This window comes from Mesorhizobium sangaii (assembly GCF_014207355.1).
Classification (GTDB): domain Bacteria; phylum Pseudomonadota; class Alphaproteobacteria; order Rhizobiales; family Rhizobiaceae; genus Mesorhizobium; species Mesorhizobium sangaii.
In genome coordinates this window covers 859,638-884,470 of record NZ_JACHEF010000002.1, presented here as the reverse complement: position 1 = coordinate 884,470, position 24,833 = coordinate 859,638, and the positions used below count along the sequence as shown (strand labels likewise).

General features: G+C 63.2%; 23 protein-coding genes. 12 read left to right on the top strand and 11 right to left on the bottom strand.

What is annotated here, in order from left to right; all coding sequences use genetic code 11:
• The first annotated feature begins 145 nt into the window (after positions 1 to 145).
• The 9 genes from HNQ71_RS13395 to HNQ71_RS13355 all read left to right on the top strand — a co-directional run bounded on the left by HNQ71_RS13395 (position 146) and on the right by HNQ71_RS13355 (position 10,602).
• Positions 146 to 1,456 carry an ABC transporter substrate-binding protein gene (locus HNQ71_RS13395; RefSeq protein ID WP_184873012.1) on the top strand — a complete coding sequence of 437 codons (1,311 nt, stop codon included), beginning with the start codon at positions 146 to 148 and terminating at the stop codon, positions 1,454 to 1,456.
• Between the two features lie 122 nt (positions 1,457 to 1,578).
• Entirely contained in the window at positions 1,579 to 2,451 is an 873-nt protein-coding gene (locus HNQ71_RS13390; RefSeq protein ID WP_184873011.1) for a carbohydrate ABC transporter permease, read from the top strand.
• Between the two features lie 11 nt (positions 2,452 to 2,462).
• Complete coding sequence (locus HNQ71_RS13385; RefSeq protein WP_095083370.1) at positions 2,463 to 3,287, top strand: carbohydrate ABC transporter permease; 825 nt, start codon at positions 2,463 to 2,465, stop codon at positions 3,285 to 3,287.
• Between the two features lie 51 nt (positions 3,288 to 3,338).
• Complete coding sequence (locus tag HNQ71_RS13380) at positions 3,339 to 4,337, top strand: ABC transporter ATP-binding protein (protein ID WP_184873010.1); 999 nt, start codon at positions 3,339 to 3,341, stop codon at positions 4,335 to 4,337.
• Positions 4,338 to 4,339: 2 nt separating this feature from the next.
• Positions 4,340 to 5,110 (top strand): L-iditol 2-dehydrogenase, encoded by a 771-nt coding sequence (locus HNQ71_RS13375; protein ID WP_184873344.1) that lies wholly within the window; start codon positions 4,340 to 4,342, stop codon positions 5,108 to 5,110.
• 163 nt (positions 5,111 to 5,273) lie between these two features.
• The gene (locus HNQ71_RS13370; protein ID WP_184873009.1) at positions 5,274 to 6,752 is read left to right on the top strand and encodes a mannitol dehydrogenase family protein; all 1,479 of its coding nucleotides are present in this window, start codon (positions 5,274 to 5,276) and stop codon (positions 6,750 to 6,752) included.
• A gap of 14 nt (positions 6,753 to 6,766) precedes the next feature.
• Complete coding sequence (locus HNQ71_RS13365; RefSeq protein ID WP_184873008.1) at positions 6,767 to 7,450, top strand: HAD family hydrolase; 684 nt, start codon at positions 6,767 to 6,769, stop codon at positions 7,448 to 7,450.
• Positions 7,444 to 9,030 carry an FGGY family pentulose kinase gene (locus HNQ71_RS13360; RefSeq protein WP_184873343.1) on the top strand — a complete coding sequence of 529 codons (1,587 nt, stop codon included), beginning with the start codon at positions 7,444 to 7,446 and terminating at the stop codon, positions 9,028 to 9,030. The genes HNQ71_RS13365 and HNQ71_RS13360 overlap by 7 nt, the downstream gene beginning before the upstream one ends.
• Positions 9,031 to 9,198: 168 nt before the next feature.
• Entirely contained in the window at positions 9,199 to 10,602 is a 1,404-nt protein-coding gene (locus tag HNQ71_RS13355) for an MATE family efflux transporter (RefSeq protein WP_184873007.1), read from the top strand.
• 335 nt (positions 10,603 to 10,937) lie between these two features.
• Here the strand turns inward: HNQ71_RS13355 and HNQ71_RS13350 are convergent, their stop codons facing one another.
• The 11 genes from HNQ71_RS13350 to speB form a co-directional block, all read right to left on the bottom strand.
• Positions 10,938 to 11,246: an EthD family reductase gene (locus HNQ71_RS13350; RefSeq protein WP_184873006.1), complete on the bottom strand. Its 309-nt coding sequence runs from the start codon at positions 11,244 to 11,246 to the stop codon at positions 10,938 to 10,940.
• Between the two features lie 204 nt (positions 11,247 to 11,450).
• The gene (locus tag HNQ71_RS13345) at positions 11,451 to 11,714 is read right to left on the bottom strand and encodes a hypothetical protein (RefSeq protein ID WP_184873005.1); all 264 of its coding nucleotides are present in this window, start codon (positions 11,712 to 11,714) and stop codon (positions 11,451 to 11,453) included.
• A gap of 550 nt (positions 11,715 to 12,264) precedes the next feature.
• Positions 12,265 to 13,251 (bottom strand): methyltransferase, encoded by a 987-nt coding sequence (locus HNQ71_RS13340; RefSeq protein ID WP_184873004.1) that lies wholly within the window; start codon positions 13,249 to 13,251, stop codon positions 12,265 to 12,267.
• A 1-nt stretch (position 13,252) separates the two neighbouring features.
• Positions 13,253 to 14,056 carry an ABC transporter permease gene (locus HNQ71_RS13335; protein WP_184873003.1) on the bottom strand — a complete coding sequence of 268 codons (804 nt, stop codon included), beginning with the start codon at positions 14,054 to 14,056 and terminating at the stop codon, positions 13,253 to 13,255.
• Entirely contained in the window at positions 14,053 to 14,907 is an 855-nt protein-coding gene (locus HNQ71_RS13330; protein WP_184873002.1) for an ABC transporter permease, read from the bottom strand. The genes HNQ71_RS13335 and HNQ71_RS13330 overlap by 4 nt, the downstream gene beginning before the upstream one ends.
• Positions 14,904 to 15,941, bottom strand: coding sequence for an ABC transporter ATP-binding protein (locus tag HNQ71_RS13325; protein WP_184873001.1), 1,038 nt, complete (start codon positions 15,939 to 15,941; stop codon positions 14,904 to 14,906). Before HNQ71_RS13325 ends, HNQ71_RS13330 begins: the two co-directional genes overlap by 4 nt.
• A 195-nt stretch (positions 15,942 to 16,136) precedes the next feature.
• Positions 16,137 to 17,225, bottom strand: a complete 1,089-nt coding sequence (locus HNQ71_RS13320; protein ID WP_184873000.1) for an ABC transporter substrate-binding protein — start codon at positions 17,223 to 17,225, stop codon at positions 16,137 to 16,139.
• Positions 17,226 to 17,297: 72 nt separating this feature from the next.
• Positions 17,298 to 17,942, bottom strand: coding sequence for an ABC transporter permease subunit (locus tag HNQ71_RS13315; RefSeq protein ID WP_184872999.1), 645 nt, complete (start codon positions 17,940 to 17,942; stop codon positions 17,298 to 17,300).
• Positions 17,939 to 18,595: an ABC transporter permease subunit gene (locus HNQ71_RS13310; protein WP_184872998.1), complete on the bottom strand. Its 657-nt coding sequence runs from the start codon at positions 18,593 to 18,595 to the stop codon at positions 17,939 to 17,941. Before HNQ71_RS13310 ends, HNQ71_RS13315 begins: the two co-directional genes overlap by 4 nt.
• A gap of 6 nt (positions 18,596 to 18,601) precedes the next feature.
• Positions 18,602 to 19,411: a transporter substrate-binding domain-containing protein gene (locus HNQ71_RS13305; RefSeq protein ID WP_184872997.1), complete on the bottom strand. Its 810-nt coding sequence runs from the start codon at positions 19,409 to 19,411 to the stop codon at positions 18,602 to 18,604.
• 79 nt (positions 19,412 to 19,490) lie between these two features.
• Positions 19,491 to 20,552 (bottom strand): agmatinase, encoded by a 1,062-nt coding sequence (gene speB / locus HNQ71_RS13300; protein ID WP_184872996.1) that lies wholly within the window; start codon positions 20,550 to 20,552, stop codon positions 19,491 to 19,493.
• A gap of 212 nt (positions 20,553 to 20,764) precedes the next feature.
• Between speB and gcvA the strand changes: the two genes are divergently transcribed.
• The 3 genes from gcvA to HNQ71_RS13285 all read left to right on the top strand — a co-directional run bounded on the left by gcvA (position 20,765) and on the right by HNQ71_RS13285 (position 24,819).
• On the top strand, positions 20,765 to 21,739 hold the full coding sequence (gcvA, locus tag HNQ71_RS13295) for a transcriptional regulator GcvA (protein WP_184872995.1): 975 nt from the start codon (positions 20,765 to 20,767) through the stop codon (positions 21,737 to 21,739).
• A gap of 158 nt (positions 21,740 to 21,897) precedes the next feature.
• Positions 21,898 to 23,202, top strand: coding sequence for a nicotinate phosphoribosyltransferase (gene pncB / locus HNQ71_RS13290; RefSeq protein ID WP_184872994.1), 1,305 nt, complete (start codon positions 21,898 to 21,900; stop codon positions 23,200 to 23,202).
• Between the two features lie 171 nt (positions 23,203 to 23,373).
• Positions 23,374 to 24,819 carry a hypothetical protein gene (locus HNQ71_RS13285; protein ID WP_184872993.1) on the top strand — a complete coding sequence of 482 codons (1,446 nt, stop codon included), beginning with the start codon at positions 23,374 to 23,376 and terminating at the stop codon, positions 24,817 to 24,819.
• Positions 24,820 to 24,833 lie beyond the last annotated feature (14 nt).

The window sequence follows — 24,833 nt, the reverse complement described above, 5'->3', positions numbered from 1 at the left end:
GCTTGGCAATTCCACGCACACATGGTCCGTCGACACCGCCGAGTGCTGCGCTGCAGCATCGAATCCGTCTTGACATAATTGACGTCAGGTGAGTAATTGCTCAAAGCCAAGGCAAATGCTCATCTTGGTTCATGGGAGGAATTTGATGAAACTTCGCACGCTCACCCTGGGCTTGTTGTCGGCCAGCGCTCTTGCGTTCGCCGCACATGCCGAATCCATCACCATCGCCACCGTCAACAATGGCGATATGGTCCGCATGCAGAAGCTGACCGACGACTTCACCAAGGCTAACCCGGACATCAAGCTCAACTGGGTCACGCTCGAAGAAAACGTGCTGCGCGAGCGCGTCACCACCGACATCGCCACCAAGGGCGGCCAGTATGACGTGATGACCATCGGCACCTATGAAGTTCCGATCTGGGCCAAACAGAGCTGGCTTCTGCCGCTCGACAAGCTCGGCGACGACTATGACGCCAAGGACATCATCCCGGCCATCGCCGGCGGTCTTTCGGTTGACGGCAAGCTCTATGCAGCGCCTTTCTACGGCGAAAGCTCCTTCGTCATGTACCGCAAGGACCTGATGGACAAGGCCGGGCTGAAGATGCCCGACGCGCCGACCTGGGACTTCATCAAGCAGGCCGCCGACAAGATGACCGACCGCGCCAATGGCGTGAACGGCGTCTGCCTGCGCGGCAAGGCCGGCTGGGGCGAGAACATGGCCTTCCTGACCGCCATGTCGAACTCCTTCGGCGCACGCTGGTTCGACGAGAACTGGAAGCCGCAGTTCGATCAGCCCGAATGGAAGAACACGCTGCAGTTCTATGTCGACCTGATGAAGGCCGACGGCCCCGAGGGCGCATCGTCCAACGGCTTCAACGAAAACCTGGCGCTGTTCCAGCAGGGCAAGTGCGGCATGTGGATCGACGCCACCGTCGCCGCATCCTTCGTGTCGGACCCGAAGAACTCCACCGTCGCCGACAAGGTCGGTTATGCGCTGGCGCCCGACAATGGCCTGGGCAAGCGCGGCAACTGGCTGTGGGCCTGGTCGCTGGCCATTCCCGCCGGCACGCAGAAGGCCGATGCCGCCGAGAAGTTCGTCTCCTGGGCAACCAGCAAGCACTACGCCGAACTGGTCGCTTCGAAAGAAGGCTGGGCCAATGCTCCTCCCGGCACGCGCACCTCGCTCTACGCCAATGCCGAGTACCAGAAGGCGGCTCCGTTCGCCAAGATGACGCTGGACTCGATCAATGCCGCCGATCCGACGCATCCGACCGTCAAGCCGGTGCCCTATGTCGGCGTGCAATTCGTCGCCATCCCTGAGTTCCAGGGTCTCGGCACCACTGTCGGCCAGCTCTTCTCGGCGGCTCTTGCCGGCCAGTCGAGCGTCGACGATGCCCTGAAGCAGGCCCAGGACGCTGCCACCGCGGCAATGACCGAAGGCGGGTATATCAAGTAGGCTCCTCCCGGTGCCGAATGCCGGTCGCCTCCTTGACCGGCAACGGCCGCCCGAGTCCCAGTTCGGGCGGCCGCCTTTAACGCCTTTTGAAAATTCAGTCTGACCATTGAAGGGTGACCGTCATGGCTACTCAGCAGACCCGTTCGCTTGCCCGTTTCATGATGGCGCCATCTGTCGTGCTGCTGCTGGTCTGGATGGTTGTTCCACTAGCGCTCACGCTGTGGTTCTCCTTCCAGCAGTACAACCCGCTCAACCCGATCCGCGACGGCTTCGTCGGTTTCTCCAACTACGCGCTGTTCTATTCCAACCCGGCCTTCCTGCAATCGATCCTCAACACGCTTACGCTGGTGATCAGCGTGCTGTTGATCACGGTGATCGGCGGCATCCTGCTGGCGCTGTTGATCGATCAGCCGATGTGGGGACAAGGCATTGTCCGCATCCTCGTCATCTCGCCGTTCTTCGTCATGCCGCCGGTGGCCGCATTGGTCTGGAAGAACATGATCATGCACCCGCAATACGGGGTCTTTGCCGACATAGCGCGATTCTTCGGGGGCCAGCCGATCGACTGGTTCGGGCAGCATCCGATGACGGCGATCATCATCATCGTCGCCTGGCAGTGGCTGCCCTTCGCGACGCTCATCCTGTTGACCGCGCTGCAGTCGCTGGACGGTGAGCAGAAGGAGGCCGCCGAGATGGACGGCGCCGGCTTCATCAGCCGCTTCATCTATCTGACGCTGCCGCACATGTCGCGCGCCATCACCGTCGTCATCCTGATCCAGACGATCTTCCTTTTGTCGGTCTATGCCGAGATCCTCGTCACCACCAATGGTGGCCCTGGATACGCCTCCACCAACCTGCCTTTCCTGGTCTACCAGAAGGCGCTGCTGGAGTTCAAAATCGGCCAGGCATCCGCCGGCGGCATCATCGCTGTCATTCTCGCCAACATCGTTGCCTTCTTCGCCATGCGCGCCGTCGGCAAGAACCTGGACAAGTAAGGGAGATTGAGATGGCACGTGCAGTCACCACCCAGCACAAGACAATCGCGACCGTTGCCGCCTGGATCGTCGCGCTGCTGATCTTCTTCCCGATCCTTTATACGATCATCACCTCGTTCAAGTCGGAGCAGGAAGCGATCCAGGGCTTCAACCTGATCCCGTCGGGGACGTTCGAGAGCTACACCGAGGTTCAGGCGCAGAGCGGCTACTTCAAATTCTTCTTCAACTCGGTGCTGCTGTCGGTCGGCTCGACCATCCTGGCCCTGCTTGTCGCCATTCCGGCGGCATGGTCGATGGCTTTTTCGCCGACCAAGCGGACCAAGGACATCCTGATGTGGATGCTGTCCACCAAGATGATGCCGGCGGTCGCCGTGCTGTTCCCGATCTACCTGATCTTCCGCAACTTCGGGCTGCTCGACAGCCGCGTCGGCCTGATGGTCATGCTGATGCTGATCAACCTGCCGATCGTGGTGTGGATGCTCTACACCTACTTCCGCGAAATCCCGGGCGAGATCCTGGAAGCGGCGCGCATGGACGGCGCTTCGCTGTGGAACGAGATCGTCTATGTGCTGACGCCGATGGCGGTGCCGGGTATCGCCTCGACCATGCTGTTGAACATCATCCTGGCCTGGAACGAGGCGTTCTGGACGATCCGGCTGACCACCACGGACGCAGCACCCCTGACCGCCTTCATCAGCTCGTTCTCCAGCCCGCAAGGCCTGTTCTGGGCCAAGCTTTCGGCCGCCTCGACACTGGCCATCGCCCCGATCCTGATCATGGGCTGGTTCAGCCAGAAGCAGCTGGTGCGCGGCCTGACATTTGGTGCGGTGAAGTAACAGAAATTGCCTGAAGCAATCCGGCAGAAATAACCCCTCGGGGAGGAAACCATGGGAAACATCACGCTCAAGAACGTCTCCAAGTCCTTTGGATCGACGTCCATCATCCCCGGCCTCGACCTGGTGATCGAAAATGGCGAGTTCGTCGTCTTCGTCGGCCCATCGGGTTGCGGCAAGTCAACTCTGCTGCGCCTGATCGCCGGGCTGGAGGACACCAGCGGCGGCACCATCAACATCGATGGCCGCGACGTCACCGGTGAAGCGCCGGCCAAGCGCAAGCTGGCCATGGTGTTCCAGTCCTACGCCCTCTATCCGCACATGACGGTGGCCAAAAACATCGCCTTCCCGCTGAAGATGGCGGGCGAGGACCAGGCGACCATCGACAAGAAGGTGAAGGATGCGGCGCGCGTCCTGAACCTGACCAACTATCTCGAACGCCGGCCCGGCCAGCTCTCCGGCGGCCAGCGCCAGCGCGTCGCCATCGGCCGTGCCATCGTGCGCCAGCCGTCGGCCTTCCTGTTCGACGAACCGCTGTCCAACCTCGATGCCGCCCTGCGCGGCACCATGCGGCTGGAGATCAGCGAACTGCATCATCAGCTCAAGACGACGATGATCTATGTCACCCACGACCAGGTCGAAGCCATGACCATGGCCGACAAGATCGTCGTGCTGAACGCCGGCAACATCGAGCAGGTCGGCTCGCCGATGGAACTCTACAAGACGCCGCGCAACCTGTTCGTCGCCGGCTTCATCGGCTCGCCGAAGATGAACCTGATCGAAGGGGCGCCGGCTACCAAATACAGCGCCAAGACCATCGGCATCCGTCCCGAACATATGGAAATCTCGACCACCGCGGGCGAATGGAAAGCCGTCGTCGGCGTTGCCGAGCATCTCGGCTCCGACACCTTCCTGCATGTCCAGGCCGATGGCGTCGGTCCGCTGACGGTGCGCGCCGACGGCGAACTCCCCGTCCGCCACGGCGACACCATCTACCTGACGCCCGACAAGACCAAGCTGCATCGCTTCGGCGCCGACGGGAAGGCAATGTGAGCATGCGCCTGGCCGGCAAATCCGCGCTGATCACGGGTTCGGCCCGTGGCATCGGCAGAGCCTTCGCCGAAGCCTATGCCAGCGAAGGCGCCATCGTTGCTATTGCCGACATCAATCTCGAGGCTGCGCAGACGACAGCCGCCGAGATCGGCGGCAAGGCCTTTGCGGTCAAGCTCGACGTCACCGACCTCGCCTCCATCGAGGCGGCGGTGAAAACCGTCGAGACGACGACCGGCGGCCTCGACATCCTGATCAACAACGCCGCCCTGTTCGATCTGGCGCCGATCGTCGAGATCACCAAGGCAAGCTACGACAAACTGTTTTCCGTCAATGTCGCTGGCACGCTGTTCATGCTGCAGGCCGCCGCCCGCTCGATGATCGCGCGGGGCAAGGGCGGCAGGATCATCAACATGGCGAGCCAGGCCGGGCGGCGCGGCGAGGCGCTGGTCGGCGTCTATTGCGCCACCAAGGCCGCCGTCATCTCGCTGACCCAGTCGGCGGGGCTCGACCTGATCAAGCACCGCATCAACGTCAACGCGATCGCCCCTGGCGTCGTCGACGGCGAACACTGGGATCACGTCGATTCGCTGTTTGCCAAGTATGAAAACCGGCCGAAGGGCGAGAAGAAGAGGGTGGTTGGCGAGGCGGTGCCGTATGGGCGCATGGGCACGGCCCAGGATCTCACCGGCATGGCGGTCTTTCTCGCCAGCAGCGATGCCGAATACATCGTCGCCCAGACCTACAATGTCGATGGCGGCCAGTGGATGAGTTGAGGCGGGGACGGCCTCTGCTCCTCGTCCCTCCGCGGGGAGCAGAGGCCGACATCAAAGGGCGCATCGACCTCGGAAGGATATGTGCCACCCCGAACTCTCTGCCCGTGAAAGACCGGGAGGGAGGGAGTAACGAAGGCCGAAGCCCGGCCAAAGGGTAAAACAGATGACCGTGAAACTCTCGTCTTCGAACCTCGCCAAGCTGCCCGCCAAAGTCGCCGGTCCGAAATATGACCGGGCGGCGCTCAAGCCCGGCATCGTGCATTTCGGCGTCGGCAATTTCCACCGCTCGCATCAGGCCGTCTATCTCGACGACCTGTTCAATTCGGGCATCGGCCATGACTGGGCGCTGGTCGGCGCCGGCGTGTTCGAGGGCGAGAAGATCGGCCGCGGCAAGCTGGCGGAGCAGGACTGGCTGACCACCGTGGTCGAGCAGGACAGCGGTCATATGAGTGCTCGCGTCACCGGCGCCATGATCGACTTCCTGATGCCGGGCGATGCCGCAGGCATCATCGAGCGGCTCGCCGACCCGGCGATCAAGATCGTTTCGCTGACCATCACTGAAGGCGGCTACTTCATCGATCCTGCTTCCGGCGTCTTCAACCCGACCCATCCCGATATCGTCGCCGACGCGCAGCCGAGCGCCACGCCGAAAACGGTGTTCGGCATCATTCTCGCCGGGTTGGTCCGCCGGCGCGATGACGGCGTCGTGCCGTTCACCGTCATGTCGTGCGACAACATTCCTCACAATGGCCACGTCACCTCCGACGGCGTCATCGGCCTTGCCCGGCTGATCGACGAGGATCTCGCAAATTGGGTCAGTGAGCATGTCGCTTTTCCCAATGGCATGGTCGATCGCATCACGCCGGCCACAACGGACCGCGAACGCGGCATCCTGGCCAGCGAGTTCGGGCTGGAGGACAATTGGCCGGTGTTCTGCGAGCCGTTCCGGCAATGGGTGCTGGAAGACCATTTCACCGACGGCCGCCCGCCGCTGGAAAAGGTCGGCGTGCAGTTCGTGAGGGATGTCGCCCCCTACGAGCTGATGAAGATCCGCATCCTCAATGGCGGCCATGCCACGATCGCCTATCCGGCCGGGCTGATGGACATCCATTTCGTCCATGAGGCGATGCAGGAACCACTGGTCAGCAGCTTTCTGGCCAAGCTCGAACGGGAAGAAATCATTCCGACCGTGCCGCCGGTGCCGGACACGGTTCTGGAGGATTATTACCAGCTCATCGAGAGCCGTTTTTCGAATCCCAAGATCGGCGACACGGTGCGCCGGCTCTGCCTCGATGGGTCCAACCGCCAGCCCAAATTCATCATCCCGACCATCGCTGACCGGCTGAAGGCCGGAAAGGGCGTCGCCGGCCTGGCGCTGGAATCGGCCCTGTGGTGCCGCTACTGCTTCGGCACGACGGACAGCGGCGCCGTCATCGAGCCCAACGACCCGAGCTGGGACCGGCTGCAGGCGACGGCAAAGGCGGCAAAGGACGCACCGACCGCCTGGCTTGCCATGGAGGACATCTATGGCGATGTCGGCCGCGCCACGGCGTTTGTCGAGGCCTTCGCCCATGCGCTCAACGTGCTGTGGGCGAACGGCGCGCGCGCGACGCTGACGCGCTACCTCGCCGGCGCGCTCTGAGACCATTCGACGCCATGACGCCTGAACTGGTCATCTTCGACTGCGATGGCGTGCTGGTCGACAGCGAGGCGCTCTCCGTCTCGGCGCTGCTTGGCATGATCAAGCTTGCTGGCGGCAGCGTCGGTGAGGACACCGCCTACGAGCATTTCCTCGGCAAGAGCATGAAAAGCGTGCGCGAGATCCTCGGCCGCGACTTCGGGCTTGATATCTCCGACAGCCAGCTGACCGACATGCGGGTCGAATTGATGCGCAGGTTTCGCGAAGAGCTGAAGCCGATCCCGGGTGTCAGGGAGATGCTGCCGAGGCTCGGGCTGCCGTTCTGTGTCGCATCCTCGGGCACGCTCGACCGCATCCGCTACGCGCTCGACGTCACCGGATTGCTCGGGCTGATGGAGCCGCATCTGTTCAGCGCCGCTATGGTGACCGCGGGAAAGCCCGCTCCGGACCTGTTCCTCCATGCCGCCGCCAGCATGCGAGCCCATCCGCGCAAATGCCTCGTCGTCGAGGACAGCCCCGCCGGCATCGCGGCGGCGCGGGCGGCGGGCATGCGCGTCTTTGCCTTCACCGGCGGCTCGCATGCCGGCAACCCGACCTTGCAAGCGCGGCTTGCGTCGAGTGAACCGGACTTTATATTCGCTGACATGCTGCAATTGCCCGATCTGATTGCAGGCCTGGGAGCGAGAGTAAGAGCATCTTGAAACATTTCGTTTGCGCGGTCGATGTCGGCACCGGGAGCGCTCGCGCGGGCATTCTCGACACCAGCGGCACCTTGCTCGGCCGTGCCGAGCGGCCGATCGCCATGAACCAGCCGAAGCCCGATCACGCCGAGCATGATTCGCGCGATATCTGGTCGGCCGTCTGCAACGCCGTGCGTGCCGCGCGCGAAAAAGCCGGCGTCGCCGCCGAGGATGTCGTCGGCATCTCCTTCGACGCCACCTGTTCGCTCGTCGTGCGCGACCGGCAAGGCGACCAGCTCAGCGTCTCGGTCACCGGCGACAGGCGCTGGGACACCATTGTCTGGCTCGACCACCGCGCCATCGCCGAGGCCGACGAATGCACGGCCAGCGGCCATGCCGTGCTCGACTATGTCGGGGGCGTCATGTCACCGGAAATGGCGACACCGAAGCTGATGTGGCTGAAACGGCACTTGCCGAAGATCTGGAATGAAGCCGGCTATCTATTCGACCTGACCGATTTCCTGACCTGGCAGGCGACCGGATCGCTGGCTCGTTCGCAATGTACGCTGACCGCCAAATGGACCTATCTGGCGCATGAGGAGACTGGCTGGCGCCGCGATTTCTTCGAGCTCGTCGGCCTCGACGATCTTTTCGAGCACGGAAACCTGCCCGAGAAGGCCAGTCCGGTGGGTACCGATATCGGCCCGCTGACGGCGCAAGCGGCGGCGGATCTCGGTCTCACGCAGAAATGCCGGGTCGGCGCCGGCGTCATCGATGCGTATGCCGGCGCGCTTGGCGTACTCGGCGGTTTTGCCGGCGACCAACAGGACATCGGCCGCCACCTGGCGCTGATCGCCGGCACGTCGAGCTGTGTCATGGCGATGTCGCCCGATCCGCAGCCCTTCGCCGGGGTCTGGGGCCCGTACTACGGCGCGGCGCTGCCGAAGCTGTGGCTCTCGGAGGGCGGGCAATCCGCTACCGGCGCCCTGCTCGACCACATCATCCGCTGGCACGGCGCCGGCGGCGAGCCGGATGCCGCCATGCATGCCAAGATCGCCAGGCGTGTCGCCGAGCTGCGCACAGCAGAAGGCGAGGCGCTCGCGGCAAGGCTGCATGTGCTGCCCGACTTCCACGGCAACCGGTCGCCGCTGGCCGATCCGCACGCCGTCGGCGTGGTCAGCGGGCTGACGCTGGACTCCTCCTTCGACAGCCTGTGCAAGCTCTACTGGCGCACCGCTGTCGGCATTGCGCTGGGCGTGCGGCATGTGCTGGAGGCGCTGAACGAAAACGGCTATTTGATCGACACGCTGCATGTCACCGGCGGCCACACCAAGAACCCGCTGCTGATGGAGCTCTATGCCGATGCCACCGGCTGCACGGTGGTCGAGCCGCTGGCCGACGAGGCGGTGCTGCTCGGCACCGGCATGGTCGCCGCAACCGCGGCCGGGCTTTTCCCCGACCTCAACGCCGCCTGCCTTGCCATGCAACAGGGCGGCAGGACGCGGGCGTCGAACCCGAAATCGGCCGGGCGTTTCGACCGCGATTACCGGGTTTTCCTCGAAATGCACCGGCAGCGGCAGATGCTGGACGCCATCAGATAGGAGCCGGAGCCGATCCGCTGGCTCAATCTGTTCCGGCCCCTCCTCTCTTGCCTTCATGTCGCGTTTCGTCCAAAAGCTGACGCAAACGCTGCGAAACCGAAGGTTTTGCCGTTTGAAATGCGGCTTCCGGCTCCTTGCCGACGCGCCGTACCTGGAAAGAGCGGAACAATGTCTGCGATCGAAGCCGGCGCTCGCGCGCCGGAAAATCTTTGGCGTCAGGAAATCAGGGCGACGCTGGCGCTCGCCTGGCCGATGGTGCTGACCAATCTTGGCCAGACTGCGATGACGGCCACCGACGTCATGATGATGGGTCGCCTGGGGGCGGACACGCTGGCCAGCGGCGCGCTGGGTGCCAACCTTTATTTCATGCCGCTGATCTTCGGCCTCGGCCTGATGCTGGCGACGTCGCCGATGATTGCCACCGAGCTTGGCCGCCGCCGCCATTCGGTGCGCGACCTGCGCCGCACCGTGCGCCAGGGCCTGTGGCTGGCGATCCTGATCTCAGTCCCGATCTGGCTCGTGCTTTGGCACGGCGAGGCCATCCTGCTGGCGATGGGCCAGGAACCCGCGCTGGCGCATCAGGCCGGCATCTATCTGCGCTGGCTCGAATGGGCGGTGCTGCCTTTCTACGGCTATATCGTGCTGCGCTCGTTCATCTCGGCGCTGGAGCGACCGGGCTGGGCGCTGATCATCGTCTTCGTCGCCGTCGCCTGCAATGCCCTCTTCAATTGGGTGTTCATGTTTGGCAATCTCGGTGTGCCGTCGATGGGGATCGCCGGCTCCGGGCTCGCAACCACGCTGTCCAGCACGCTGATGTTCGTCGGCATGGCTGTCGTGGTGATGCTGGAGAAGAAGTTCCGGCGCTACCATTTGTTCGGGCGCTTCTGGCGGTCCGACTGGCCGCGCTTCAAGGGACTGTTGCGGCTCGGCATGCCGATTGCCGGCATCCTGGCCTTCGAGGTGACCATCTTCAACGCCGCGGCGCTGCTGATGGGCCTGATCGACGCCGATTCATTAGCCGCGCATGCGATCGCCATCCAGATCGCCTCGATCAGCTTCATGGTGCCGCTCGGCCTCAACCAGGCGGTGACGGTGCGCGTCGGCCTGGCACACGGCGCCGGCAATCCGGAAGGGGTTTCCCGCGCCGGCTGGACCGCCTTTGTCATCGGCGTCTCGTTCATGGCGCTGATGGGGCTGGTGATGATCCTGTGGCCGCATCTCTTGATCAGCGCCTTCATCGATCTCGCCAACCCGGCCAATGCCAGGGTGATCGCGCTTGCCGTGTCGTTCCTGGTCTTTGCCGCCCTGTTCCAGATCTTCGACGGCGCGCAGGCGGTGGCCGCCGGTATGCTGCGTGGCCTGCATGACACCAAGGTGCCGATGATCTATGCCGCGATCGGCTATTGGGGCATCGGCCTGCCGCTCGGCGTGCTGCTCGCCTTCCATTTCGGCTTCCATGGCGTCGGCATCTGGATCGGCCTGTCGTCGGGGCTGGCCGTGGTGGCGGCGCTGCTGCTGGCGCGCTGGCTGCGGCGGGACCGCCTGGCGCCGCCGCTCGCCTTCGGCCATTGAAAGCAGTACGGCCGCTGGTAGCCCGGCGGCCGTGAAGTCCCAACATTGTTGCTCATTTAACGGCGTCGTCAGAAACGCCGTGAACCGTCCGCTAAGCGCCATGAGCCGAAGCTTATCATCAAGGCCTTGACGTCCCATATTGGGCCGGAAGTTGACGGTCTGTTTTTGGTACTGGAAGCAGCCGTTACGCTGCCGACCTCAACCTCACCGTAGCCATTGCTCCAACCTGTCGGACGAGTGGAGGTCTGGGCTACTCTTGGTCCTGTCGTTCGGACGCATCCACTTTCACGTCACTGCGATAACGGATAAACCTCTCGAAGGTGGGTAGGCGAGGCTCAGACTTCCGTAGTCTCGAAGAGCAAAAGCTCCACTCCGCCGTCTGCGAAATTGCCAAGATCGGCCGCCGCGGACTGCCCCTCGGGAGAGGCAAACGCGGCTTGAATGTCCGCAACGGAACCGAAGTGGAGGATAGCCACAAGATGATAGTCTGAGGGCCCATCTGGGGAATGGACGCCGCCATCGCTGATCTCGTATTTCCTCAAGCCGGGAATCGTTTTGGCCAGCGGAATGTGGGTCGAAAAATAGTAACGGTCGAATGCGGTCAGGTCTTTCGGCGTCTTGTAGAGTGCGACAAGTCTGGCCATACGTCACCCCTTTTTGAAACGACCCCCACCGCCGGCTATTTGCGCAAAGAGTACCCTGCAGCGAAAGCGCTGGCAAATGGTGGCGACCCTCAATCTGACACGGTCAAACTGCAGATTGTATGGGCGAATATTTGGAAGAAGAGGGCAAATCATATGGGTCAAGGCAGAATCGTAGGCCCGACACCACCAGTCCATCATCGGCTCCTATTTGGCGCCGGGGGATGAGACACCACCATCTCGACGAAGCGGCTGAACAGGATTGACAGGCTCCGGTTTTACGTCGGTGCCTTTCGCCGAGCGCTTATAGAAAAGTCCTAGTGTCAGCAGGAAATATCCAACCTGCAATGCAATCAGCGTCAGGACAACCCAAACGAGCGCCGTCCACATGGAACCGGTTTCTATACCAGCCCAGATCGCCACGACGAACGACGTCCCGAACATGCCCACCAGAAATTGGGGAAAATACATAGTTGCAGCACCCAAAGTTTTGGCGATTTTTGGGGGGCTTTCGAATTCGCGGTTAAAGAGCCCACCGCTCCATTTGCGAAGCGGCGGGGCCCCCCAAAGTTTACCCCCCGAATGCCGAAGTCACGACCCCGGCATTGCTGAGAATGCAATTGCGCTGCCAGACTTATTGACCCATTACGGGACATCTATGCCAATGACGCAAGACCGGATTTCCGAATTATATTAACTGTGGCTAATGTGTCACCCTTGGCTGGAGGGGACGTAGCGGAGGACTTCGCGCGCCGCATCGCTGCCCAGTCCGCGCCCCCAATGCGCGGCGCCAATGCAACGGCCGGGCAGAGATGACCGCTCCTGGCGCTGCGTTGTAGTCATTCGCACCAGCGATTCGGCGGGTAGAGCCTTCAATAGCTCGGGGCAACTAAAATTATTTCTCTTGCTCCTCCGACGGCTTCCTCAGCGACCCACCTGTGGCCAGAAAACCTCTGCACTTCGGATACTGCCGTGTGTGCATGGGCGGCGCCTCGCGTCCGAAACCAGCCATCAGCCACGATCAGCCCGTGAGGCGCGCCCGAAACAAGGTGCAGCCGTCCGTCAGGCGGGATCTGGAGATATCGCGGAATCCAGCCTCGGTCATCCACGCGCGATACTGACCTTCAGTGTACGACTCGCCGTGGCGATAGAGGTTCAAGAAGGTGAGATTCAGAAAGACACCCTCACGCGGGCCGAGGCGGTCGTCATCGACGACACCCCACCCCGCAATTGCGATCTCGCCGCCCGGTGTGAGGCAACGCGCCGCGTTCAGGATCGAACTGCGCGCCTGGTCCGGCGGCAGGACCTGGACGACGGCCTTCAGGATCGCCAGATCGTGTCGACCGACCGATGGCGCGACAGTTATGTCCCCCTCTTCGACAACCACGTCGTCGGCACCGTATTCTGACAGGATATCCGGCGCGACCGCTGCGACCGTTGGGAGTTCCATCAGCGTCGCCGCAATCTGCGGCCACCGCTCGCGAAGTCCGACAAGAATGGTCCCCGGGCCCCCGCCGATATCGATCACCGAACCGATCGCCGAGAGGTCCATCTCGCTGGCGAGAAGTCGGCCGAAAATCACCGCGCCGGGTGCGAGCATGCGGCTGAAGGCCGCCGCTGCCTCGGGCCCTGCTTCGGTAAAATCGTGCAGCGCAGCCGGCCGATTCTCTCGCAGCGACTCTGCTGTCAGCAGGTCAGCTCCCCAGAGCTCGCGCAGGAGCGCATGATCACCGCCGCGATAGGTCGGCTTGGACGCGTCGAGGAAGGCCGACGCCTCGGCTCCGTTGCGAAATTGACCATTCTCGACTTCGAGGAGACCGATGCTTGCGAGCGCGTAGAGAAGCCGAGACAGACGATCGGGCTCGACTTTGAGCGCGGCCCCAAGGCTGTCAGCAGTCACCGCGCCGTCACCGAGCCGGGTGAAGATGCCAAGGTCCAGCCCGGCTCGAAGCGCCAAGGCGGGGGGCACCGCTTTGATCATCTTGTCGATCCGATCAAAATCCACCATGTCAATTGCCTTCGGACGACATTGCGCCGAGCAGCCTGCGGATATCGCCGAATTTGGCGATCGATCCGAATACCAGGGCTGCCACCGCGACGAAGAACACCGACACCGACGCCATGGTCGGCGTGTAGCCATAGCGCAGCGCGTTGAAGATCTTGATCGGCAGCGTCTCGGTGGTGAAGCCGATCGTCATATAGGCGACGATGTATTCGTTGAGCGACAGCACGAAGGCGAAGGCGTAGCCGGAGACGAGATAGGGCAGGATCAGCGGCAGCACCACCGTCTTCAGCACGGTGCGGTCGTCTGCACCCATCGTCGCGGCGGCCTCGACCAGCGAGCGGTCAATCGAGGCGAAGCCGAGCGACAGCGTCACCAGCGGCAGCGTCACGAAGAAAATGGCGTGGCTGATGATGGCGGTGAAGAACTGGCCGAACAGCCCGACCGTCGCCCAGAAGGTGAGGAAGCCGAGCGCGGTGATGACCGGCGGCAGGATAAAGGGCGCGAGCCCCAGCACCTGGAAGATGTTTGCCCAGGGTGCGATGCGCCGCCATAGGAACCAGGCGAGCGGCAGCGCGATGGCGACTGCGATCGCCGCCGAGCAGACGGCGAGCGTCACCGAATGGATCAGCGCCAGCCGCCATTCCGGATCGGCGAAGATCTGACCATACCAGGCGAGCGAGAACCCTTTCGGCGGAAAGGTCAATTCCTGCCGCGCGTTGACCGAGACGCCGGCGACGACGATCAGCGGGGCTGCCAGGAACAGAGCCACAATGGTGAAATAGAGCCGGCGAAGGAAGGTGGCGGTCATAGTGCGTTCTCCCTGCGGCCGACGAGCAGCGTCAGCCCGACCAGCGCCAGCGAGATCAACACCAGGAAGACCGCCATGGCGGCCGCGAACGGCATGTTGGACTGGTAGATCGCCTGATCGGTGATCAGCACAGACAGAGTCCAGTGGCGTGGCCGGCCGAGTATCTGCGGCAGCAGATACGAGCCGAGCGCGAAGACGAAGACCATGATCAGCGTCGCCACGATGGTGTTGCGCAGCGCCGGGGTAACAACGTTGAAGAAGGCCTTGACCGGTGAGGCACCAAGCGTGCGGGCGGCCTCGAGCAGCGTCGGATCGAGGCGGACCAGGGCCGGATAAAGCACCAGGATGGTGTAGGGCAGCGCCTGGTAGATCATGCCGGCCAGCACAGCACCGAAGGTCGGCAGCAGCGCCACCGGTTTGTCCATCAGCCCGAGTGCGACGAAGAGATTGGTGATGCCGGCGGTCTGTGAAAACAGTGTCGACCAGGCAAAGCCGATGATGACTTCCGACAGCGACAGCACCGACAACAGGCCGACCAGCCACAGCGTCTGCACGCGACGCGAGCGCTTTGTCAGCAGATAGGTGAACGGAAAGGCGATCGAGACGCAGCAGACGGCGACAAGCACCGCCAGCATCAGCGAAAAGCCGAGCACGCCGGCGAAGAAGGTGGTCAGGAACCGCGCGTAATTGTCGATGACGAAATCGGGCGTGTAGAAACCGGCCGGGTTGCGCTTGAAGAAGCTGACCGCGATCATCGTCGAGAACGGCACGACGAAGAACACCACGAGCATCACCCCGGGGAACAGCAGCGGCGTATAGTCGGCGAATGATTTCGGGGCTTCGCGTCTCATGAGCCGAGCACCACGCAGCTCTCGGGCGGCAACGTGACGCCGACCTTTGCGCCGACCGAGACGTTCGGTCTTTCGCGCGGTGTCGCCACCGCGATGATGCTGGTGCTGCCGACCTCGACGAAGGTCTCGATGGTGCCGCCGAGATCGCGCACGAAGGTCACCTGGCCGGTGATGGCGCGGCCGCCGGGTTCGCCCAGATGCACGTCTTCGGGACGGATCGACACCGAGGCCTTGGTGACGCCGGCCGGCATGGCGAGACCCGGAATGGCGGTGCCGAGGATGGTGGTGCGCCCGGCGCTGTCGACCTCCGCCGGCAGAAGGTTGGTGATGCCGATGAAATCGGCGACGAAGGCGTCGGCCGGCTTGCGGTAGATCTCGATCGGCGGTGCCGCCTGCAGGATCCTGCCGTGTCCCATGACCACGACAAGGTCGGCCATGGTCATCGCCTCGCGCTGGTCGTGGGTGACGACGATGGTGGTGATGCCCAGCCGTTGCTGCAGCTGGCGCAGTTCCACCTGCATGGCCTCGCGCAGTTTGGCGTCGAGCGCCGAAAGCGGCTCATCGAGCAGGAACAGCTTCGGCGACAGTGCCAGCGCACGGGCGATCGCCACGCGCTGGCGCTGGCCGCCCGAAAGCTTCGCCACCGGCCGGTCGGCAAAACCAGGCAGGTGGATCAGCGTCAGCAACTCGTCGACGCGCTTCTTCTGCTCTTCCTTCGAGGCGCCGCGGATGCGCAGGGCGTAGGCAATGTTGTCGCCGACCGAAAGATGCGGAAACAGCGCCAGCGACTGGAACACCATGCCGAGATTGCGCTTGTGGGTCGGCAGCGGCGTGATGTCCTCGCCGTCGAGCACGATGGCGCCGCTGGTCGGCTCCTCCAGCCCGGCGATCATGCGCAGCAGCGTGGTCTTGCCGCAGCCGGATGGTCCAAGCAGGCAGACGAATGTGCCGTGCGGCACGTTGAGCCGCACATTGTCGACCGCGATGAAATTGCCGAAGGCCTTGGTGATGGCGTTGATATCAAGTCCGGACATGGCTGATCCTGTTAACCGGAGGATATGGAATGGTTCCTTGCCGCCTCGTTTTCGCAGCGGCCTCTCCTCGGTCGCAAGAGGAGAGGCGCCGCGGTTTCGGCGCGTAGCATAACCTCTCCCATCGCAATGGGAGAGGTGGTTCCCGAAGCGATCCGTCCAGAGGAACGCCTCGATGTGGGCGAGCTGTTGCCGGCTTCAGCCGACTATCAGTTCGGTCCACTTCTGGTTGATCCAGTCGGCCTTCGACGTATAGAGGTCGTAGCGCGGAATGATCGGCTCGATCTCCGACGACACCGATGCGAATTCGGCCGGGGTCAGGTCAAGCACCTCCTTCTTCAGCGTTGGCGTGGTGCCGACCTTGCGCGACATCACGCCCTGCATCGACGGCTGGCTCATATAGTCGATGAAGGCATGCGCCTCGTCGACCTTGGTCGAAGCGCGCGACAGGACCCAATTGCCGGAATCCTGGATGCCGCCCTCCTTCGGGAAGGTGGTACGGACATGGAAGCCGTCGGCGATCGCGAGGCCGGTGACGTCGTGATAATACTGGCCCATCGGGATTTCGCCCGATTTCAGCGCCTGTTCGAACTGTGCCTCGTCGCGATACCACAGGCGCACATTCGGCTTGACCTCGGCGAGCTTCTCGAACGCCTTGTTCAACCCTTCCTCGGTGTCGAGCGCATTGGTGCCGCCCATGAAGGTCTTGGCCGTCACTTCGAGCAGGAACGAGTTGGAGGCGAGCGCCAAAAGGCCGAGCTTATCCTCGTTCGCCTTGTCCCAGAAAGCCGCCCAGGAGGTCGGCGCTTCCTTGTAGACATCGGTGTTGGAGACCAGCGTGATCCACCAGGCCACCGCACCGATGCCGGCAACGCGGCCATCCGGATATTTGTTGATGAAGCGCGGCAACAGGTCGCCGTAATGCTTGAACTTGGAGGTGTCGAGCGGCGTCCACAGTTCGGTCGACTGACCCTTCAGCGTCGAGGTCTGCGACATCATCGAAAGATCGGCCGGCGCCTGGCCGGCCTTGGCCGCCTGTTCGAGCTGCACCAGCCACGCCTCGCCGGTCGGCTCGGCGACCGATTCCACCGCGATGCCGGTGGCCTTGGTGAAGTCGGGGAAGACGTGCTCGTCGAACGATTTCTTGAAGTAGCCGCCATAGACGCCGACCTTGAGCGACTTGTCCTGCGCCCGCAGGATCGACGGCATGGCGAGCACGCCGGCCGTCGCCAGCCCGGCGCCAAGCACGCTGCGCCGGCTGACTTGTGTTGCGATCAATCTGGTCATCTGGTCTCTCCTCTGTTTATGCCGGTTCTCCGGCTGGTTCCCTTAATTCCGTTGCCCGCCGCTTTTTGCGGCTCAGTGGGCGGCGCGTCGTTCGAGCGTACGCGCGTATTGCGTCAGTGGAAAACACATGACGAAAAAGATCAGCGCCACCAGCCCGTAGACCTTGAAGGGCTCGAAGGTCGCATTGTTGATGGCGTTGGAGGTCCGCACCAGTTCCTCGAAGCCGATGATCGAGGTGAGCGCCGTCGACTTGATGAGCTGCACCAGGAACCCGACGGTCGGCGCGCGGGTGATCGAAAACGCCTGCGGCAGGATGATCAACCTCAGCTCCTGCAGATAGTGCAGGCCAAGGCTGGCGCCGGCATCCCACTGGCCGCGCGGCAGCGCATCGACGCCGCTGCGCCAGATCTCGGCTAGATAGGCACTGGCGAAGAAGGTCAGGCCGAGCACCGCCGCCGTCCACGGCTCGATACGCAGGCCGAGCATCGGCAGGCCGAAGAACATCAGGAACAGCTGCATCAACAGCGGCGTCCCCTGGAACAGCGCGATATAGCCGGAGGCAATGCGCCGGCTCCATTTATTCTCAGAGATCCTGAAGAACAGCACGACCATGCCGACAACGCCGCCGCCAACGAAAGCGGCCAGCGACAAGAGCACCGTCCAGCGGGCGGCGAGCAAAAGGTTGCGCACGATGTCCCAGAAGGTGAATTCGATCACGACACGCCAGCCCCCAGGACGCGGCGTCCGCCCGTGACCAACAGCCGGCGCAAGGCCATCGACAGCACGAGATAAACCAGCGTCACGACAAGGTAGGTCTCGAAGGACCGGAACGTACGTGCCTGCAGCATGTCGGCCTCGTAGGTAAGCTCGCGCACCGCGATCTGCGACACCACGGCGGACTCCAGCATCATGATGACGATCTGGCTGGTCAGCGCCGGATAGATCACCTTGAGCGCCTGCGGCAGCACGATCTTGATGAACACCTGACGCGGCCTCAAGCCCAGCGCAAGCGCTGCTTCGGTCTGTCCGACGGGCACGGCGTCAAGTCCGGCGCCGACGATCTCGATCGTATAGGCCGCCATGTTGAGCGTCATCGCCAGGATGGCGGCCAGCACCGGATCGAGTCTGATCCCGAGGCTGGGCAGGCCGAAGAAGATGAAGAACAGCTGCACCAGGAACGGCGTGTTGCGCATCACCTCGACATAGATACCGATGGCCCGTTTGAGCAGCACGGGGCCGTTTCGCCGTCCCGCAGCCCCCAGGATGCTGAGGAACGTCCCCGCCAGCGTGGTCACGACGATCAACAGGACCGTCGTGACCGCTCCGCGCGCGATGTCACCCGCAGCCCCTGGAAGCCAGGCAAAGGCCACCGGAACTCAATCCTTGAGGTTGTCGGGGTTGAGCGGCGTCTTCAGCCAGGCCTGCGAGCTGGCATCCAGCTTGCCGTCCGCCAGCATTTTGGCGATGGCGTCGTTGACCGCCTTCTTCAGGCTGTCTTCATTCTTGTTGAGACCGATATGCGAAGGCGAGGTCAGGAGCTGGAACTTCTGCTCCGGCTTCAGCACGTCCTGCTTGGCCAGCACCTGGGCGCCGACATCGTTGCCGACGACCATCAGCTGCGTCTGGCCGGAGATGAAGGCCTGGATCACCGAATTGTAGTTGTCGAAACGCTTGATGTCGGCCGACGCCGGTGCTGCCTCGGTGAGCGAGGTGTCTTCGAGCGTGCCGCGGTTGACGGCGATCGACTTGTCGGCAAGGTCTTCCTTGCCTTTGACCGATAGCGCCGCCGGACCGATCACGGCGATGTAGTAGGGCGCGTAGGCAGCAGCGAAGTCGATCACCTGCTCACGCTCCTTCGAATAGCCAACGCTCATCAAGAGATCGACGCGATGGTCGTTGAGGTAGGGGATTCGGTTCTGGCCGGTGACGGCGACCGGATTGAGCTTCACCTTCAGTGTGTCGGCAATGTATTGCGCGACATCCATGTCATAGCCCTTGAGGCTCATGTCGGCGCTGGCCGAGGAGAAGGGCGGAAAATCGGCGAAGACGCCGACATTGATGGTGCCGGCCTTGGTGATGTCCGCCAGCGCGTCGGCATTGGCGGCTTGCGTGGCGAAGCCAAAGCCAGCGGTGCCAAGCATCAACACGGCGGCGATGGATGATTTGAGTGCGATACGGATCGTCATTTGTATTCCCCTCTGGAAGCTTTGTTTGTTTGAGTCGGCCGCCGGCTCCAGCGCGGCGGCCGCCTTTGCTTTCTAAACGTCAGGCTCCCTTGCCTGTGATCGCCGGGCTGAACACCATCAGGCTCAGGATTTCGAACAGAACCTGGGCGCCTGCGTGCGCCGTGTTGGTGGTCGCGTCGTATTGCGGCGCCACTTCGACGACGTCGCCGCCGACGATGTTGAGGCCCTTCAGACCGCGCAGCAGTTCGAGCACTTCACGTGTCGTCAGCCCGCCGATCTCAGGCGTGCCGGTGCCGGGCGCGAAGGCCGGATCGACGCTGTCGATGTCGAAGGAGATGTAGGTCGGCCCGTCGCCAACGATCTTGCGCGCCTTCTCGATGATGGCGGGAATGCCGAGACCGGTCACCTCCTCGGCATGCACGACGGTCATGCCGGACTCGTAGGTAAACTCCCACAGATATTCGGCCGAGCCGCGAATGCCGATCTGGATGGTGCGCGTCGGATCGAGCACGCCGTCGAGCACCGCATTGCGGAACGGTCCGCCGTGATGGAACTTGGTCATGTCGAACAGGCCACTGGTATCGCAGTGGGCGTCGATGTGGATCAGGCCGACCGGAGCTTTCTTGCCGACGGCCTTCAGGATCGGGTGGCTGATCGAATGGTCGCCGCCGACCGACAGCGGGATGACGCCGGCATCGACGATCTGGTTGGTCCGGCGCTCGATGTCCTCATGGCTGATCTCGAGCCGGTAGCGGCTGCGGAACGGCGTGTCGCCGATGTCGGCGACCCGTAGTTCATGTGTCGGGGCGCATTCCAGCACGTGATTGTAGGGGCCGATGCGCTCGATGGCGCGCAGCGCCCTTGGCCCGAAACGCGAGCCCGGCCGGTTGGTGACGCCAAGGTCCATCGGCACGCCGATGATCGCCACCTGCAGGTCGCCGAAATCCGGATTGTCGGCCGATATTTCGCGGTAGGGCGCAGCGAGGAAGGTCGGTATGCCGGAATAAGGCGCCAGCCGGGTGCCACTCTTGGAAAAGATCTTGTCGGCGACGCGCCGGAACTTCGGGTCGAACATCTCGCCGCCATGGCTCTCGCCATATTTGCGGCGCAACGCGTCGAGCTTGCCGCGATCGTAACCCATGTCCGCTCCTCCTGCCGGGCTGATGCAGCGCGGCCGCCGGTGACCTTGGCGAAGCGACCGTCATCCGGCCGGGTCGTTGTCCCGCTGGCTGCCTGCAGATTTCACGTCTTGATGCTGTTCCGGGCCAAAGTGTCTGGCAGCCGCATTGAAAAATCAATTGATATTGTTACGGTGTCGGCTGTGAGAAAATCTCACAATAAACCTGGACGCCCATGGCCAAGCGCCTGCCACCGCTGAATCCGCTGCGCGCCTTCGAGGCAACGGCCCGCCACGGCTCGCTGACCAAGGCGGCGAGTGAGCTGAATGTCACGCATGGCGCCATCAGCCACCAGATCAAGGCGCTCGAGCAGTCGCTCGGCGTCAAGCTTTTCGAGCGAGCCGGCCAGCGGGTCAAACTGACGCCGCACGGCGCCGAGCTGCTGCCGGCGGTCTCAAGCGCCTTCGACGGCATCGCCGCCGCCACGCAGCGCATGACACGGCCGGCGAGCAGCGGCACTCTCTCCGTCTCCTGCGTGCCGGCATTGCTCTTGCTGTGGATGACACCGCGGCTCGGCAGTTTCATGGCACAGTATCCGGACATCAGGCTGACGCTGATCCCTTCCAACGACGCCAAGGATATCCGCGCGCCGCAGATCGATGTCTGCGTGCATTACGGCGACGGCAGCTGGACCGATTGCTGGATGCGCAAATGGTCGGGACTCGAACTTTTTCCCGTGGTCAGCCCGACACTGATCAACAACCGTCCGATCCGCAGCGTCAGGGATCTCGCCGACCATGTCTTCCTGCATGGCGACGACGGCCGCGAATGGCACACCTGGCTGGCGGCCGCCGATGCGCTGGACCTGGAACGCGGCCGCCGTCATCATCTCGGCGACGCGCGCATGGCGGTTGAAGCCGCGGTCCACGGCCATGGCGTGGCGCTGGGCGATTCGGTGACGGCGAGTTCGCTGCTGGCCAGGGGCATGCTGGTGGCGCCGTTCAGCCTGTCGGTGCCGGCGGTCGACGATTTCTACGTCGTCTGCCGCAACGAGATGAAGTCGACGCCGATCGTGCAACTGTTCATCGACTGGCTGTTTGCCGAGAAGGCGCAGGATGACGGCCGCGCCGATGCGCCGGTGGCGGGCCGCGTCGTCACCCGCCGCAAGCGTCCGGCGCTCAGGGTCATCGGCGGCAGAACCGGGATCTGACACCGGCCTGCCGTTGGCGGCGCCGGCCGATTGCATTGGCCGCATGCAGGGTCTTCTTTTTGTCGGGCCAGCCCTGAAACCGGGAGTGTTTTGGCCAATTCGATGTTATGAGGCCTGTCGCGGTTGTGGGTAGCAGGCAGCGAAGGCGGTGTTGAAACATGGCTAGGACCGATATTGCGCGGCGTGTTTACAACCACACCTGGAAGCTCGACCCGATCGTGCGCAGCCTGCTCGATACGGACTTCTACAAGCTTTTGATGCTGCAGATGATCTGGGGCATGTATCCCAAGGTCGACACGACTTTCTCGCTGATCAACCGCACCACCTCCGTGCGGCTGGCCGACGAGATCGACGAGGGCGAACTGCGCGAACAGCTCGACCATGCCCGCACCTTGCGCTTCAGCAAGAAGGAGATGATCTGGCTGGGCGGCAACAATTTCTACGGCCGCAAGCAGATCTTCGAACCGGAATTCCTCGCCTGGCTGGAGAATTTCAGGCTGCCGGAATACGAATTGTCGAAGCGCGACGGCCAGTATGAACTCACCTTCAGCGGGCCGTGGATGTACACCACGCTGTGGGAGATCCCGGCGCTCGCCATCATCAATGAGCTCCGCTCCCGCGCGGCCATGCGGGCGTTCGGCCCCTTCGCGCTCGATGTGCTCTATGCCCGTGCCAAGGCCAAGATGTGGGCCAAGACCGAACGGCTGAAGGCGCTGCCCGGCATCCGCATCTCGGATTTCGGCACGCGCCGGCGCCATTCCTTCCTGTGGCAGCGTTGGTGCGTCGAGGCTTTGAAGGAAGGCATCGGCGAGGCCTTCACCGGCACCTCCAACGTGCTTTTGGCCATGGACAACGACCTCGAAGCGCTCGGCACCAATGCGCACGAACTGCCGATGGTGTTCGCCGCGCTCGCCAATTCGGAAAAAGAGCTGAAACAGTCGCCCTACAAGGTGCTGCAGGACTGGCAGCGCTACTATGGCGGCAATCTGCTGATCGTGCTGCCCGATGCCTTCGGCACGGCGTCGTTCCTGCGCGACGCGCCGGACTGGGTGGCCGACTGGACCGGTTTTCGCCCCGACAGCGCGCCGCCGATCGAGGGCGGGGAGAAAATCCTGTCCTGGTGGCGCGACAAGGGCAAGGATCCCCGGCAGAAACTGCTGATCTTCTCCGACGGGCTCGAGGTCGAAACGATCGAGGAGACCTACCGCCATTTCAGGGGCAAGGTGCGCATGTCGTTCGGCTGGGGCACCAACCTCACCAATGATTTCGAAGGCTGCGCGCCGACCGAAACCAACAGCCTGGACGCCATATCGCTGGTCTGCAAGGTCACCGAGGCCAATGGAAGACCGGCGGTCAAGCTTTCCGACAACCCGGCCAAGGCGACCGGCGACGAGAAAGAGATCGAGCGTTATTTGCGCATCTTCGGTCAGAAGGACCGCGTGGAGCAACTGGTCAAGGTGTGAGGGGTGATGGAACTCCTCCATAGTTCGAGTTCCTTCGCGCCCCCCTCTGTCCTGCCGGACATCTCCCCCTCCAGGGGGGAGATTGGCAGCTTCATCGATAGGGCTTCCTCTGCAACCCTAACAGTTGGCGAAAGCCAAAATGACAGCGCAATCTCCCCCCTTGAGGGGGAGATGTCCGGCAGGACAGAGGGGGGCGCCGTAAAACGCCTTTCTTCGAGAACTGCGCTCGCATGCCTCATCGCTCAGCTGGCCCTCCTGCCGCCCACCCCCGCCTTCGCCCACGCCTCCGACCGTGGCCATGTCCTGCTCTTGCCGACCGGTTACTATCTGGCCGGCGGGGCTTTCGCCGTGGCCGTCAGTTTCCTCGTGCTGGCGCTGTTGCCGGGGGATTGGCTTGACCGTTTCTGGCGCCGGCGCCTGCAGCTGTTCGCCTTCGGCGACAGCGCCCGCACCGCACTTAGCCTGGTCTCCTTTGCCGGCTTTGCAATCCTCTTCGCTGCTGGCTTTTTCGGCAGCCGCGACCCACTTTCAAACCCCTTGCCGCTGGTGATCTGGACCCTGCTATGGGCCGGCGTCACGCTGCTGCAAGGTGTCTTCGGTGATCTCTGGTCATGGCTGAACCCATGGTATGGGCCGTGGCGTCTTGCCTCTCGCCTGTTCGGCGCAAGCGATGAAGGGGGATGGCGACTTCCCCGGTGGCTCGGCTGCTGGCCGGCGGTCTTGTTGTTCTTCGCCTTTGCCTGGTTCGAACTCATCGATCCGTCGCCCGACGATCCGGCGCGGCTGGCATATGCTGCCGGCCTCTACTGGCTGCTCACCTTCCTTGCCATGCTAGCGTTCGGCTATCGAAACTGGAGCCGCAGCGGCGAATTCCTGTCGGTCTTCTTGTCGATGGTGGCGCGTTTCGCGGTCGTCGAGCGCAACGAAACCGGCCGGCTTGGCCTGTGCTGGCCGGGCGCCAAGCTGCTCGCCGCCGAGCAGTTGCCGGCCAGCGGCATTGCCTTCCTGCTTCTTGCCCTGTCGTCAGTGTCCTTCGACGGCCTGTCGAAAACCTTCTTCTGGCTCGGCCTGTTCGGCATCAATCCGCTCGAATTTCCCGGCCGCACCGCGGTCCTCGGCATCGGCAGCCTCGGGCTGGTTCTGACGTTCCTGTTGCTTGCAGGCGTGTTCATGCTGGCCGTCTGGCTCGGCCAGCATCTTGCCGGCAGCGATCGCCCAATCGGCCATGCAGCCGGACTGCTGGTGTGGTCGATCGTACCGATCGCGCTTGCCTATCATGCCGCGCATTACCTGACGTCGCTGCTCGTCGACGGCCAGTATGCGCTTGCGGCGCTGTCCGACCCGTTCGCTCTGGGCTGGAACCTGTTCGGCACCGCCGACATGCCGATCGAGGCCGGCATCGTTGCTGGTGCCGATTCCGCCTGGTGGCTGTGGAATGTCCAGGCCGGCGTCCTCATTTCAGGCCATGTGCTCGCCGTCCTCGTCGCCCACGGCTTCGCCTGGCGTTTGCACCCGCAGCCCTCCCGCGCAGCCCTCAGCCAGTTCCCGCTCACCGTGCTGATGATCGCCTACACGGTCTTCGGCCTCTGGCTGTTGGCCACGCCGACGGTTGGCTGAGCCGTTCGCGCTGG

What these genes read in the sequence shown, in the direction of transcription:
- HNQ71_RS13395 (WP_184873012.1), top strand. Translation starts at nt 146, where the DNA reads ATGAAACTTCGCACGCTCACCCTGGGCTTGTTGTCGGCCAGCGCTCTT.
- HNQ71_RS13390 (WP_184873011.1), top strand. Translation starts at nt 1,579, where the DNA reads ATGGCTACTCAGCAGACCCGTTCGCTTGCCCGTTTCATGATGGCGCCA.
- HNQ71_RS13385 (WP_095083370.1), top strand. Translation starts at nt 2,463, where the DNA reads ATGGCACGTGCAGTCACCACCCAGCACAAGACAATCGCGACCGTTGCC.
- HNQ71_RS13380 (WP_184873010.1), top strand. Translation starts at nt 3,339, where the DNA reads ATGGGAAACATCACGCTCAAGAACGTCTCCAAGTCCTTTGGATCGACG.
- HNQ71_RS13375 (WP_184873344.1), top strand. Translation starts at nt 4,340, where the DNA reads ATGCGCCTGGCCGGCAAATCCGCGCTGATCACGGGTTCGGCCCGTGGC.
- HNQ71_RS13370 (WP_184873009.1), top strand. Translation starts at nt 5,274, where the DNA reads ATGACCGTGAAACTCTCGTCTTCGAACCTCGCCAAGCTGCCCGCCAAA.
- HNQ71_RS13365 (WP_184873008.1), top strand. Translation starts at nt 6,767, where the DNA reads ATGACGCCTGAACTGGTCATCTTCGACTGCGATGGCGTGCTGGTCGAC.
- HNQ71_RS13355 (WP_184873007.1), top strand. Translation starts at nt 9,199, where the DNA reads ATGTCTGCGATCGAAGCCGGCGCTCGCGCGCCGGAAAATCTTTGGCGT.
- HNQ71_RS13350 (WP_184873006.1), bottom strand. Translation starts at nt 11,246, where the DNA reads ATGGCCAGACTTGTCGCACTCTACAAGACGCCGAAAGACCTGACCGCA.
- HNQ71_RS13345 (WP_184873005.1), bottom strand. Translation starts at nt 11,714, where the DNA reads ATGTATTTTCCCCAATTTCTGGTGGGCATGTTCGGGACGTCGTTCGTC.
- HNQ71_RS13340 (WP_184873004.1), bottom strand. Translation starts at nt 13,251, where the DNA reads ATGGTGGATTTTGATCGGATCGACAAGATGATCAAAGCGGTGCCCCCC.
- HNQ71_RS13335 (WP_184873003.1), bottom strand. Translation starts at nt 14,056, where the DNA reads ATGACCGCCACCTTCCTTCGCCGGCTCTATTTCACCATTGTGGCTCTG.
- HNQ71_RS13330 (WP_184873002.1), bottom strand. Translation starts at nt 14,907, where the DNA reads ATGAGACGCGAAGCCCCGAAATCATTCGCCGACTATACGCCGCTGCTG.
- HNQ71_RS13325 (WP_184873001.1), bottom strand. Translation starts at nt 15,941, where the DNA reads ATGTCCGGACTTGATATCAACGCCATCACCAAGGCCTTCGGCAATTTC.
- HNQ71_RS13320 (WP_184873000.1), bottom strand. Translation starts at nt 17,225, where the DNA reads ATGACCAGATTGATCGCAACACAAGTCAGCCGGCGCAGCGTGCTTGGC.
- HNQ71_RS13305 (WP_184872997.1), bottom strand. Translation starts at nt 19,411, where the DNA reads ATGACGATCCGTATCGCACTCAAATCATCCATCGCCGCCGTGTTGATG.
- speB (WP_184872996.1), bottom strand. Translation starts at nt 20,552, where the DNA reads ATGGGTTACGATCGCGGCAAGCTCGACGCGTTGCGCCGCAAATATGGC.
- gcvA (WP_184872995.1), top strand. Translation starts at nt 20,765, where the DNA reads ATGGCCAAGCGCCTGCCACCGCTGAATCCGCTGCGCGCCTTCGAGGCA.
- pncB (WP_184872994.1), top strand. Translation starts at nt 21,898, where the DNA reads ATGGCTAGGACCGATATTGCGCGGCGTGTTTACAACCACACCTGGAAG.
- HNQ71_RS13285 (WP_184872993.1), top strand. Translation starts at nt 23,374, where the DNA reads ATGTCCGGCAGGACAGAGGGGGGCGCCGTAAAACGCCTTTCTTCGAGA.